The following is a 12,652-nucleotide window of genomic DNA, read 5'->3' on the forward strand; positions in this document are numbered from 1 at the left end:
CCAGGACTGTGACGGGCGGCGAGGCCGGGGCGTGGTGGGTGTGGCTCCCGTCCCAGCCGGGAGCGGTCAGGAGCAACGTGACGAGCGCCATTCCCCACCTCGCCTAACGAATGCGCTACTATAGGTTACTTAAGTTGCTCGACTCGGATGGGGGCAGCCTCGCCCACCGGCTGCTCAGCGCAGATCGGCGTCGGCGACCGCGAACACCACTCCGTGCGGCCTGGCCGGCCCGTGGTCGCCGTGCGGCCACTTGTCACGGTTGAACTCGACACAGGGAGCATGGGTGTTCTCGTCCACGAAGCCTGTGTCAAGCGACGGCTTTCCGCTCGGGCTCACCTGGCTGACGCAGATCTGATGGTTCCCGTCGACGCCGGTGAACGCGACGAAGTAGTTCGACGTCACCACCCGGCGAATCTGTGCCGTCTCGTGGTAGAAGCCGTCACGGCCGAGCGCGAAATTGTCCAACGAGCCCCAGTGCGCACCACCTGAGGTGACATCGCGAATCGGAACGGCGCCGATCAGGGACGGGCAGTCGGGCTCGGCGCCTCCGGCGGTGACTTCCGCGGGAGAATCTATCGAGCACCGTGTGCGATCGCCCGCGGCGAGGAGTCGTCGCAGATCGAGGACGTACAGCATTCCGGTCTCACGTTCTCCAGGTGACGTGTAACCGCCCGAGACCACGACGTGGAAGAGAAATCGATCGTCCGGGCTGACCTGCACCCAGCTCCCGGCGTCCCCATCGGAGGTCGGGGTGTCTTTCGGGAACAGCGACTTGAACGCCGTGGCGTCGTCGAAGACCTCCCGCCACCGCGGCTTCTTCGCCGTGATGTCGGGGGTGTAGTAGATCACGCCGCCGCCGCTGGTGGCGACGAAGGCGCCCCGGTGCCGGGGTTGGTGCGTCACTCCCGTCTCCATCGCCCCGCGCGGTTCGGCGGTGTTGAGGTCGGCGTCGTGTCGAGGGCCGGCCGGCAGGCGTGACACCGACAGCAGGCGAGGCGCGTTGCGATCGGTGATGTCGAAGATCCGCACGGTGTCGCGTGCCAGGTTCGGGTTGTCCACGATCGGAGTCCGAAGTTCGACGAAATCGCTGGTGATCAGCCGATTGAGATCTTCGCGCACCTGGAGGCCGTGCGGGTTGGCGCAACTCGGCTGAGGGAGCGCCGGGACGTTGGGGCACAGCTTCGGGTCTTCGCCCTCCTTGGTCGCGGCGGGTGCCTCACTGAGGACCTTGCCGTTCGGGCCGATGCGGACTATTTCGCCCGGCGAACCCGCGAAACCGTTTCCTTCGCGGACCTGCCCACCGGAATAGCGGCACGGTCCGGTCACGTCCGGACCGCCCACGGCGCTCATGTACGCGGTTCCGTCGGAGAGGACCTGGAAAGCGTCGGGCGCGGATCCACACGGAGTGTCGGAGGCTTGGACCACGCCGCTCAGGCCGATCTGCGGCAGCCGTGTCGCGTCGAACACGAAGACCGTGTCCGACAGGATGCCGCCTGCATAGATCTTCTGACCCTTGTGCCACATGTACTGCATGTGGTGGGGCTCGTTGCCGGTCGAATTGTCGATCGTTACGGTGTTGACCACTTTCCCGTAGTCGGGGGTGCCGGCGGTGGCGTCGATGACCGCCAGAAAGTCCGGGTTGGGCGAGCCCTCCGTGCCCGGATCGGCGGCTCCGGCCCAGGCGAGGACGTACTCCCGCCGCGTGTGGCGATTCGTGCGAGTCCGCGTCCTGACGAGATGGTTGGTCACCGAGTGCCGGACGCCGTCGCTGCCGACGACGCTCGAACCGACGCGGATCACGCTCGCCGCGGCACTCGGGTGGCGGGAGGGATCCGCGACGGCGCCACCCGTGGCGAGGATGAGCACGGCCACCAGGGCCAGCGCTCGTCGAACATCGAGTCTTGAACGCACGCGCTTCCTCCTCGGGTTCGGGCGGCCGGCCGGTGACAGTGCCGCGCGAGCCGAGGCTGCCGGTCGCCCGGAGGCTAAACACTTGCACTATATATAGCGACTCCGTGCTGTAGTCGATATCTTCGTCAGCCGTTTTCGGCCATTCGGGAGCCGAAACCCCGGCCGGGCGTGGTGACCTGCGGTGTCGCCACGCAGTCGGGATGGCCTGTGGTGGGACGTGGCTGCGACACGCCATCGGCCCCGCCGACCCGTCCGGCCGGCGAACCGGCGCGGGTCCGCCTGCGCCCTTCCCTGCGCTCCAGGAGGTGCGCTCGGCCGACATAAGTTGAACTATGGTACAAGTAGTACGTTCGTTCAATTTTTGACGGCGGGGTGTGATGGACATGGGGCGGCCGGTGCGCGCCGGGTGGCGCGAGTGGACGGGGCTCGCGTTGCTCGCGCTGCCGACGATGCTGCTGGGGCTGGACGTGACGGCGCTCTACCTCGTCGTTCCGAGCCTGGCCGCGGACCTGGACCCGTCCGCGACGGAGACGCTGTGGATCATGGACGCCTACGGCTTCCTCATCGCGGGCTTCCTGATCACGATGGGGTCGTGGGGGGACCGGGTCGGGCGGCGCCGGATGCTGATGATCGGCATGGCGGCGTTCGGCGCGGCCTCGGTCTTCGCGGCGTTCGCTCCCAGCGCGCCCTGGCTGATCGTGGCGCGGGCACTGCTCGGAGTGGCCGGCGCGACGCTCATGCCGTCGACGCTGTCGCTGATCGGCACCATGTTCACCGACGTCCGGCAGCGGGCGCTGGCGATCGGCGTGTGGGCGACGATGTTCGCCCTCGGGATGGCGGCGGGACCGGTCGCGGGCGGTGCGCTGGTCGCCGGCTTCTGGTGGGGTGCGGCCTTCCTCATCGCCGTGCCGGTCGCCGTGCTGGTGCTGGCCGCCGCGCCGGCACTGCTGCCGGAGTACCGGAACCCCGGCGGCCGTCCGGACCCGCTGAGCGTCGGGTCGTCCCTCGCGGCGATGCTGCTGATCACCTTCGCGCTCAAGCACGCGGCGGCCCACGGCCTCGACGCCCGGGCGTCGGCCGCCGCCCTCGCCGGCGGTGGCGCCGCGGTCGTGTTCGTCCGCCGGCAGTTGCGCCTGAGCGAGCCGCTGCTGGACATGAAGCTCTTCACCGGCCGGACCTTCCGCGCGGCACTGTCCGTCCTGCTGATCGGCCTGGTCGGTTTCGGCGGGGTGATGTTCCTGGTCACCCAGTACCTGCAGTTCGTCGAGGGCCTCTCCCCGATGGCGGCGGGGCTGTGGATGGGGCCGCCCGCGCTGGCGATGCTCGTCGGCGCCCTCGGTGCCCCGCTCGTGGCGGCCCGGGTGTCGCCCGGCGTCGTCATGTCGGCCGCCTTGGCCCTGTCGCTGGTCGGCTACGTGCTGCTCGCCCTCGCGGGGACGGACGGCAAGCCGGGCGTGATCGCTGGATTCGCGTTCGTGTACCTCGGGCTCGGGGTCATCGCCGCGCTCGGCACCGACATCGTCGTGGGTGCGGCGCCACCGGAGAAGTCCGGATCAGCGGCCGCGCTCTCCGAGACCGTTCAGGAACTCGGCGTCGCGGTGGGGGTCGCGCTCCTGGGAAGCCTCACCACCGTGCTCTACCGGAGGGAAGTCGAGGCCCCTTCCGGGCTGACGCCGTCCGCGGCCGATGCCTACAACGACAGCCTCTCCGGAGCCTGGTCCCTCGCGGACCGGTTGCCGCCCTCGGCCTTCGACGCCGCGAGAACCGCGTTCACCAGCGGGCTCAACACCGCCGCCGCGGTGGCGGGCATCGCTGTGGCGGCCGCTTCGCTGGTCAGCTTCACGGCGCTGCGCCGCCTCCGGCCCCTCGGCGACGCCGGCCGTGAGGCGGAGCCGATAGCCTCGGCGAGCATGAGCGGCGGTGACGGGTGAGCAAGGGGATGGCGGCCGAGCACGGCACCGCCGACGGGCGGAGGGCACGCGGTGAACGCCGCCGGGCCCAGATCATCGAGGCGACGCTGGCGGTCGTCCTCCGCGACGGCGCCGCCGGTGTCACCCACCGCAGCGTCGCGAAGGAGGCGGAGATCACCACCAGCCTCACCCTCTACTACTTCGCGACCCTGGACGACCTCCTGATCGCGGCCCTGAGCAGCGTCACGGAGGAGTACACCGAGCGCATCCGCCGGCTCATCGAGTCCGAGGACGACCCGCTCGACGGCCTCGCGCGGCTCATCGCCGAATCCGCGGGCCCGGGCCGGGAGCGCGCCCTCGCCGAACGGGAGCTGTCGACCCTGGCGGCCCGCCGCCCCGCCCTGCGGCCGGTGGCGCGACGCTGGCGCGACAACGTCGCGGAACTCGCCCGGACGCGAACGGACGACCCGGACGCGGTCGAAGCCTTCGTCGCCGTGTCCGACGGCCTGTGCGCGTCCCTCCTCCTGAACGACGCCGAGGCCGATCCGGAGCACATCCGCGCCGTCCTCGGCAGAACACTGCGGCGAACTCACCAATAGCCCTTGCCCGACCTCGGCGGTCACCTGGGCGTCAGGATCACCGGGAATTCGGTGACGCCCCTGACGAAGGCGTTGCGGAGGATTCGGGGGCCTTCGTCGTCCGCCCATTCCGCCGTGTCCACGCGGGCGATGAACTCCTCGAAGAAGATCTGGAGTTCCAGGCGGGCGAGAGAGGCGCCCAGGCAGAAGTGGGGGCCCAGGCCGAAGGCGATGTGGTCGCCTGGGCGGCGGGTCACGTCGAAGACGTCCGGGTCCTCGAAGACCGCCTCGTCGCGGTTGGCGGACCCGTACATCAGCAGGATCTGGCCGCCCGCCGGGATCTTCACGCCTGCGATCTCGGCGTCGCGCGCGGCCACCCGGCACATGTTGAGGATCGGGGTCGTCCAGCGGACGAACTCCTCGACGGCGTCCGGAATGAGGGACGGGTCGTCGCGCAGTTTCCGCCATTGCGCCGGGTGCCGGATCAGGGCGTCCAGGGCGGTCGCGATGACCGTCCGGGTCGTCTCCGCGCCGCCGACCAGGAGGAGCAGGGCCTCGTGCGCGAGGTGCTCGTCGTCGTAGGCGGGCTGTTCAGGGCCCGCGTTCGACCAGACCGACAGCAGGTCGTCGGTCGGGCGGGCGCGGCGGTCCGCGGCCATCTCCAGGACCGCGAGGGCGTACTCCCCGGCGGCGATCGTCGCGTCGTCGGTGATGTAGCGGAGGCCGCCGCCCGCGTACACGGCCGTCGCCGACCAGTGGACGAGGCGCGGCCACATGTCCTCGGGGAAGCCGAGCAGCCAGCCGATGACGCGGGCGGGCAGGGGCGCCGCCAGGGCCGGGACGGCGTCCACGGTCCCCTTCTCCAGGGCCGTGGCGATGCAGTCGACGGCGGTCGACCGGATGCGGTCGGCGTAGCGCGAGACGCCGCGCGGGGTGAAGCGCTGGTAGACCATGCGGCGCCGGTGCGCGTGCTCGGGGTCGTCCTGCCCGATCATCGACGGGTCGGACGGCAGTTGCGGCCGGTAGCCGCCCGAGTTCGTCCACACCTTGGGATTGCGCTCGACCGCGAAGACGTCGGCGTGCCGTGAGACGCCCCACAGGCCGTTCTCCTCGTCGTGGTGGACGGGTGACTCGGCGCGCAGCCTCGCGTAGACGGACCAGGGGTCGGTGGCGTACATCTCGCCGTCGAGAAGGTCGAGGGCCATGGGCTCGCTCCTCCGGGTCCAGGAGAGGGAGACGTGAGTCGAGACTAGCGTCTCACCCAAGCAAGCGGTAGGTCTATCGTGGCTCCCGACGGGCTGCCGGTAAAGGGGTATACGCCCGGGAATGGGAGCGTTCGGGGGTGATGTACGGAAGAATGGGGGACGGTCACGGCGAGGCGGGCCATGCGGAAAGGCAGGGCGAATTGAGCGGCGATGCGCGGTTCACCGTCACGCGGACGCTGAGCAAGGATCAGCAGGCGCGGCGCGAGCGGCTGATCGACTCGGCCCGCGAGCTCGCGCTGGAGGGCGGCTACCCGGCCGTCACCATGCACGACGTGGCCGACCGCGCCGGCGTCGCCCGCGCGACCGTCTACCGGTACTTCGCCACCAAGGACCACCTGCTCACCGAGGTCGCGGCGACGTGGGCGCACCGCGTCACCGACGACGTCGACGCGCTCGCCGTCGGCGACACCCCGCAGGAGCGGCTCACCGCGCTGCTGGAGCGCATCGTGTACGTGGCGGCGGCCGAGCCGACCCTGACATCGGCGATCATCCAGGCCGTGACCTCGGACGACTCCAGCGTCGACGACGCCCGCACCGTGCTGTTCCTGTTCCTGCGCGACCGGCTCTCGACGGCGATCGGCGACCCGGTGCCCGAGCGGGACGACGTCGAGATCGTCCTCGGCCACATCCTGCTCGCCGCGCTGATCAGCCTGGCGTCGCTGCGCCAGCCGGCCGAGGAGGTCGCCGCGATGGTCCGCACCGCCGGGCGGCTGGTGCTGGCCGGCGCCTTCGCCGCGCCCACCCAGGCCTGATCTGGTCCACTCCGCTCGGCGCGGATTGGACCTGGGAACCGGACCATGACGGTCCTAGCGTGCTCCCATGACCCACCCGCTGCTGTTCCTGCTGGCCGCCCTGACGCTCGTCGCCATCCCGGGCCCGAACCACCTCTACATCACCACGCGCAGCGTCGGTGAGGGCCGCCGCGCAGGGATCGCGTCCGCGCTCGGTGTCGAGACGGGCACGCTCGTCCACATCGCCGCGGCCGCGGCCGGGCTGTCCGCGGTCGTCGCCGCGTCCGCGACCGCGTTCGGGTTCCTGCGCTACGCGGGTGCCGCATACCTCGTCTACCTCGCGTACCGGACGCTGCGCGGCCGCGACCACACCGGCGGGCCCGGCCTCGAACCGCGGCCGCTTCACCGCGTCTACCTGGACGGTGTCCTCGTCAACGTCCTCAACCCGAAGGTCGTGCTGTTCTTCCTCGCGTTCCTGCCCCAGTTCGTCGACCAGGACGCCGGCGCGGTGCCGCTGCAGATCGTGGTGCTGGGGGCCGTGACCGCGCTGATCGGGCTGGCCAGCGACATCGTGTACGCGGTCGCCGCCGGCTCGATCGGCGCGTGGCTGCGGGCCCGTCCCGCGTTCGCGAGGCGGCAGCGGTACGCGACCGGGCTGATCTACCTCGCGCTCGGCGCGGCGGCCGTGTTCGCCGCCCCGAGCGCCCGCCGTGCGTAGCGGTGCGGGACGCCCGACTCGCTCGGCGCTCCCGGGCGCGGTGGGTTTGTCAATTCGCTTACAAGTGGCGCGGCGCAATGCGTATCGCGTCGTGCAGCCCGCCCGGCCGGTCGTCGGTAGCTTCCGGATCGGGAGGTGCGAACGGTGACCACGAGCCTTGAGCAGCGCTCGCCGCTGAAACCCTGGGCCGGCGTCCCCCGCGAGCTGTCCGCCGTGTTCCGCCCGCACCTGGACGCCCTCGCCGAGGAGATGATCGAGGAGATCCTCGCCGGGATCCCCGAGTACTCCCGCCCGCAGGACGAGGAGTACGCGCGGCTCGTCCGGCTGGCCGTCGAGGGCGCGCTGCGCCAGTTCGTCGACCTCATCATGGACCCCGAGAGCTCCTGGGAGCCGGTCGCCGCCGTCTACCGGGAGATCGGCTGGGCGGAGGCGCGCGAGGGCCGCGACCTGGACATCCTGCAGACCTCGCTGCGGCTCGGCGCCCGCGTCGCCTGGCGGCGGCTCGCCGCCGAGTCCGAGCGCTACGACGTCTCCCGCCGCACCCTCGCCGGCATCGCCGAGGCGATCTTCGCGTTCCTGGACGAGATCGCCCGCGCCGCCACCGAGGGCTACACCAAGGCCCGCGAGCAGGAGGCCGGCGAGCTGGAGCACCGCCGCCGCAGGCTGCTCGACCTGCTGCTCGCCGAACCGCCCGCCGCGCCGCAGGCCGTCGCCGACCTGGCCCGCCTCGCCCACTGGCGCGTCCCGCGCACGGTCGCCGCCGTCGTCCTGTACGAGCGGGGACGGCGGCCCTTCTCGCACCCGTCCCTGCCGCCCGACGTGCTCGCGGACGTCAACCGCCGCGAACCCTGCCTCCTCGTGCCCGACCCGGAGGGCCCGGGACGCGGCCGGATGCTGGAGTCGGCGCTGCGCGACTGGGTCGCCGCGCTCGGCCCCACCGTCCGCACCGAGGACGCGGCCAGGTCGCTGCGCTGGGCCCGGGAGGCGCTGCCGCTCGCGCGCCGCGGCGTCCTGCCGTCCGACCGGCTGATCCGCTGCGCCGAGCACATGCCGGCGCTCGTCGTCTTCAAGGACGAGGAACTGGTCCGCGCCGTCGCCGAGCTGCGGCTCGCGCCGCTGAAGGAGGTCCGGCCCCGGCACCGCGAGCGGCTCGTGCGGACGCTGCTGGCCTGCCTGCAGAACGGGTTCAACGCCACCGAGGTCGCGAGCCGGCTGCACGTCCACCCGCAGACCGTCCGGTACCGGCTGCACCAGCTGGAGGAGCTGTTCGGCGAGCGGATGTACGAGCCGGAGCTGCGGCTGGAGCTGGAGATGGTGCTGACCGTCTGGCTCACCGCGCCCCCCGCCGCGCCCGCGTCTCCATCAAACGATTGACCGGGCGCGGGCGAGCCCCTAGCTTGGGCGGATGAGCAGCAGCGATACCGGACGTGACCGGATCATCGAGGCCGCCACCCGGCTGTTCGCCGCCCTCGGCTATGACGGGACGTCCACCCGGATGATCGCCGAGGCCGCCGGGCTGAACGTCGCCACCGTGGCCTACCACGTCGGCGGCAAGCGCGACCTCTACCTCGCCGTCATGGAACGCGCCCACCAGGCCGAGCGGCAGGTGCTGGAGAAGGCCCTCGCCGAGATGACCCCGGACGTGGAGGGGCTCCTCACCCTCGTCGACCGGTACGTCGAACTCTGCGTGACGCGGCCCGAGATCCCCGCGCTGTGGATGCACCGGTGGCTGTCGGACGCCGCCGACGTCGCGCATCTCGACGACGAGTACGTCCGGCCGCTGATGGAGATGGTCAGCGAGGCCGCCCGCGGGGTCGTGGGCGACGAGGTCGACCTCGACTTCCTCGTGTGGACGGTCGTCTGGTGCACGCACGGGTTCGGCTCGGGCGGCGTCCTCGACCAGCTCGGGAAACGCCGGAAACTCGACGACCCGCAGGCGGTCGACCGGTTCCGCGCCCACATGCGCCGGACGGTCGCCACGGCGATCGGCGCGCCCGCCGGGCGCGCCGGATGACCGCCGCGCTGCCCCGGCGGCGGCTCCTCGGCTACGGCGTCGGCTCGATCGGTACCGGCGTCTTCTCCTCGGTTCCCGGGCTCCTGCTCCTGTACTACCTCACCGACGTCCTCGGCGTGTCCGCGGCGATCGCGGGGGTCGTCCTCGTCGTCCCCAAGGCGTGGGACGTGCTGCTCAACCCGATCGTCGGCGCCGCCAGCGACCGCGAGGCCGTCCGCACGGGGCGCCGCACCCGCTTCCTGCTGCTGGGCGCGCTGACCCTGCCGGTCCTGTTCGCCGCGATGTTCGCCGTCCCGGTCGACTCCCCGGGGTTCGCCGCGACCTGGGCCGGGGTGACGTTCCTGCTGGCCGCCAGCGCGTTCGCGTGTTTCCAGGTGCCGTATGTGGCGCTGCCCGCGGAGATCTCCGGCGAGCCGTCCGAGCGCGGCCGCGCGATGGCGTGGCGGGTCGTCTGCCTGACGGTCGGCATCCTGGTCGCGGGCGGCCTCGCCCCCCTCCTGACCGATTCCGCCGGCGGCGGGCGCGGGGGATACGCCCTGATGGGCGGCGTGATCGGGCTCATCATGGGCGCGGCGATGGTGGCGAGCACCCTCGCCACCCGCTGGATCCCCTCCCGCCCGGGGCCGCACCCGCTCGGCCTCGTCGCCGCCCTGCGCACCGCGCGCGGCAACCGGCCGTTCTTCCTGCTGCTCGGCGCGCACGTCGGGAACACCCTCGCCGTCGCGATCATGCTGGCGGGCGCGCCGTACGTCGCGACGTACCGGCTGGACGACTACGGGCTCACCTCGGCGATGTTCGTCTGCATGGTCGCGCCGAGCGCGTTCGCGGTCCCGCTGTGGCGGCGGCTGGCGCGCCGGTACGGGGAGGTCGGCTGCTACGCGGCGGCGCTGGTGGTGTTCGCCGCGACCGGCGCCGCGGCCTACCCCCTCATCACCTCCACCGCCGGGGTCCTGGCCCTCAGCGCCCTGGTCGGCGTCTGCTACGCGGCCGTGCAACTGCTTCCGCTGTCGCTGATGCCCGAGACCGTCCACGCCGACGCCGGGCGGACGGGGCACGCCCAGTCCGGCGCCTTCACCGGGCTGTGGACGGCGGCGGAGACGGGCGCGCTCGCCCTCGGCCCCGGCGTCTTCGCGCTGATCCTGGCCGCCTCGTCGTTCCAGTCCTCCGACCTGGACACCCCCGTCGTCCAGCCCGAGTCGGCCCTCACCGGGCTGACCGCCGGGTTCACGCTCGTCCCGGCGGCGCTGCTGCTGCTCAGCCTCCCCCTCCTGCTGGCCTACCGCCGGCGGGCCGCCGTCCACCGCCCGATCGAGGGAACACCGGAACATGCCGTCTGAACGCCTTCCCGAACCCGGCCGCCCCGGCGCCGACCTGCTCGCCGAACTCGCCCGGCTGCGCGGCGCCGACCTGCCCGTGCGCGGCGGCCAGGTCACCGCCTACGTCTACGACACCGGGCGGGAGGCCGTGCACGACCTCGCCGCCACCGCCTACCAGGAGATGCTGGAGGTCAACTGCCTGGACCCGACGGCGTTCCCGAGCATCGTCGCGCTCGAACGGCAGATCGTCGGGTGGGTCGCGGACAAGCTCGGCGGCGGCACCGGCATCTTCACCAGCGGCGGCACCGAGTCGATCATGCTGGCGGTGAAGGCGGCGCGGGACGCCCGCCCGGTCGACGGCACGCCCCAGATCGTCCTCCCGGCGACCGCGCACCCCGCGTTCCACAAGGCCGCGCACTACCTCGGCCTTGAGGTCGTGCACGTCCCCGTCGACGACGCGTTCCGCGCCGACCCGGCCGCGACCGCCGCCGCGCTCACGCCCCGCACGGTGCTTGTCGTGGCCTCGGCGCCGTCCTACCCCCAGGGCGTCATGGACCCCGTCCCGGAGATCGCCTCCATCGCCGCGTCCGCCGGGGTGCCGTGCCACGTGGACGCCTGCGTCGGCGGCTGGGTGCTTCCCTGGCTGCGCGACGCCGGACGGGACGTCCCGCCGTTCGACCTGTCCGTGCCCGGCGTCACGTCCCTCTCCTGCGACCTGCACAAGTACGGCTACTCGCCCAAGGGGGCCTCGGTCGTGCTGTTCGCGGACGAGTCGCTCCGCAGGCGCGCCTACTTCGCGTCCGCGGAATGGCCCGGGTACACCGTCATCAACGCGGGCGTGCAGAGCAGCAAGAGCGCCGGGCCGCTGGGCGCGGCGTGGGCGACCCTCATGGCGGTCGGCGCGCGCGGCTACCGCGACCTCGCCGAGTCCGCGATGAAGGCGGCCGAGCGGCTGGCCGCCGGCGTCGCCGAGATCCCGGGCCTGCGGGTGCTCGGCGACCCCGCCGCCCCGCTCGTCGCCGTCGCCTCGACCGACCCGGCGCTGGACGTGTTCGTCGTCGCCGACGAGGCCCGCGCCCGCGGCTGGTTCTTCCAGCCGCAGCTGTCCTACCAGGGCATCCCGCCGAACCTGCACTTCACGCTGACCGGCGTCAGCGACGTCGAGGCGCTCCTGGCGGCGCTCGCCGACGCGGTGAAGGCCGCCCGCGAGGCCGGACCGCCGGACGTCCCGTCCGGCCTGGTGGACGCGCTCGCCGGCCTCGACCTCGACAGCCTCGACGACGCCGGCTTCGCGGGGCTGCTCGCGTCGGTCGGCGTCGACCTCGCGGGCGGCGCGGAACCCGAGATGGCCATGGTCAACGCCATCCTGGACGCCCTGCCGCCCGCCACCCGCGAGGCCCTCCTGATCCGCTTCCTGTCGGCCCTGTACGCCTGAGCCGTAGGCTGGGGGTGTGCTGATTCATCGCGGGCCTCTCCATCCGGCCCTCGATCCGTTCGTCGCGGGCCTCGGCTATTCCGAGTCGCGCGGCCCCGTCGTTCGCGAGCAGTCCATCCCGACCGGTTGCGCCCAACTGTTCGTCAACCTGTACGCCGACGCGTTCACCGGCGGAGCCGGTGGAGCCGCGGTCCTCGGCGCGACGTCGCGGCCCTCCGTGATCGACACGGAGGACCAGCGCGCCATCGCCTGGGTCGCGTTCAAGCCCGGCGGCGCGTTCCCCTTCTTCCCGCCGGAGCCCGGGCTGGTCGTCCTGGGGGATCTCTGGGGCCGCGCCGGGGCGGTCGTGCGGGAACGGCTCCTGGAGGCAGGCGGCCCCACCGAGATCCTGGACACGCTGGAGTCGGTCCTTCTCGAAGCGGGCGACCTGCACCCCGACCCCGCTCTGGGTGCCGCGGTCTCGGCGCTCGACCGGGGCGTCCCCGTCGGCGAGGTGACCGATCGGCTCGGCTTCACCCGCAAGCGCCTCATCGGGCTCTTCCACGACCGCGTCGGCCTGACGCCCAAGCGGTTCTCCCGCGTGCGGCGGTTCCAGCGCACGCTCCGGCGGATACCGTACGACCGGCCTGCCGACTGGGCGGAGCTCGCGTCCACCTGCGGTTACGCCGACCAGTCGCATCTGATCCGCGACTTCCGCGACATCGCCGGGCTACGGCCGTCCGAGTACCGTCCCCGTTCCCCCGACCAGCCCAACCACGTGCCGCTCTGAGGGAA

The 12,652-nt window shown here is 72.4% G+C and carries 11 protein-coding genes; 9 read left to right on the forward strand and 2 right to left on the reverse strand.

Annotated features, from left to right (window positions below; translation table 11 throughout):
• Positions 1 to 174: 174 nt before the first annotated feature.
• A complete protein-coding gene (locus BJY14_RS27890; RefSeq protein WP_218905607.1) occupies positions 175 to 1,911 on the reverse strand; it encodes a selenium-binding family protein in 1,737 nt (578 codons plus the stop codon).
• 377 nt (positions 1,912 to 2,288) lie between these two features.
• Here BJY14_RS27890 and BJY14_RS27895 point away from each other — a divergent pair, with 377 nt between their 5' ends.
• Both BJY14_RS27895 and BJY14_RS27900 read left to right on the forward strand, forming a co-directional pair.
• A complete protein-coding gene (locus BJY14_RS27895) occupies positions 2,289 to 3,842 on the forward strand; it encodes an MFS transporter (protein WP_218905608.1) in 1,554 nt (517 codons plus the stop codon).
• Between the two features lie 8 nt (positions 3,843 to 3,850).
• Entirely contained in the window at positions 3,851 to 4,420 is a 570-nt protein-coding gene (locus BJY14_RS27900) for a TetR/AcrR family transcriptional regulator (RefSeq protein WP_179849680.1), read from the forward strand.
• A gap of 20 nt (positions 4,421 to 4,440) precedes the next feature.
• Here BJY14_RS27900 and BJY14_RS27905 read toward each other — a convergent pair whose 3' ends face one another.
• Positions 4,441 to 5,604 carry a cytochrome P450 gene (locus BJY14_RS27905; protein ID WP_179846315.1) on the reverse strand — a complete coding sequence of 388 codons (1,164 nt, stop codon included), beginning with the start codon at positions 5,602 to 5,604 and terminating at the stop codon, positions 4,441 to 4,443.
• 200 nt (positions 5,605 to 5,804) lie between these two features.
• Between BJY14_RS27905 and BJY14_RS27910 the strand changes: the two genes are divergently transcribed.
• From BJY14_RS27910 to BJY14_RS27940, 7 genes are all read left to right on the forward strand, one after another.
• On the forward strand, positions 5,805 to 6,416 hold the full coding sequence (locus BJY14_RS27910; protein ID WP_179846316.1) for a TetR/AcrR family transcriptional regulator: 612 nt from the start codon (positions 5,805 to 5,807) through the stop codon (positions 6,414 to 6,416).
• A gap of 67 nt (positions 6,417 to 6,483) precedes the next feature.
• The gene (locus tag BJY14_RS27915) at positions 6,484 to 7,113 is read left to right on the forward strand and encodes a LysE family translocator (RefSeq protein ID WP_179846317.1); all 630 of its coding nucleotides are present in this window, start codon (positions 6,484 to 6,486) and stop codon (positions 7,111 to 7,113) included.
• 144 nt (positions 7,114 to 7,257) lie between these two features.
• The gene (locus tag BJY14_RS27920) at positions 7,258 to 8,487 is read left to right on the forward strand and encodes a PucR family transcriptional regulator (protein ID WP_312879438.1); all 1,230 of its coding nucleotides are present in this window, start codon (positions 7,258 to 7,260) and stop codon (positions 8,485 to 8,487) included.
• A gap of 31 nt (positions 8,488 to 8,518) precedes the next feature.
• The gene (locus BJY14_RS27925; RefSeq protein ID WP_179846319.1) at positions 8,519 to 9,127 is read left to right on the forward strand and encodes a TetR/AcrR family transcriptional regulator; all 609 of its coding nucleotides are present in this window, start codon (positions 8,519 to 8,521) and stop codon (positions 9,125 to 9,127) included.
• A complete protein-coding gene (locus BJY14_RS27930) occupies positions 9,124 to 10,464 on the forward strand; it encodes an MFS transporter (RefSeq protein ID WP_179846320.1) in 1,341 nt (446 codons plus the stop codon). The genes BJY14_RS27925 and BJY14_RS27930 overlap by 4 nt, the downstream gene beginning before the upstream one ends.
• Complete coding sequence (locus BJY14_RS27935; protein ID WP_179846321.1) at positions 10,454 to 11,878, forward strand: pyridoxal phosphate-dependent decarboxylase family protein; 1,425 nt, start codon at positions 10,454 to 10,456, stop codon at positions 11,876 to 11,878. The genes BJY14_RS27930 and BJY14_RS27935 overlap by 11 nt, the downstream gene beginning before the upstream one ends.
• Positions 11,879 to 11,894: 16 nt before the next feature.
• Entirely contained in the window at positions 11,895 to 12,647 is a 753-nt protein-coding gene (locus BJY14_RS27940) for a helix-turn-helix domain-containing protein (protein WP_179846322.1), read from the forward strand.
• Positions 12,648 to 12,652 lie beyond the last annotated feature (5 nt).

This window comes from Actinomadura luteofluorescens (genome assembly GCF_013409365.1).
GTDB classification, from domain to species: Bacteria; Actinomycetota; Actinomycetes; order Streptosporangiales; family Streptosporangiaceae; genus Spirillospora; species Spirillospora luteofluorescens.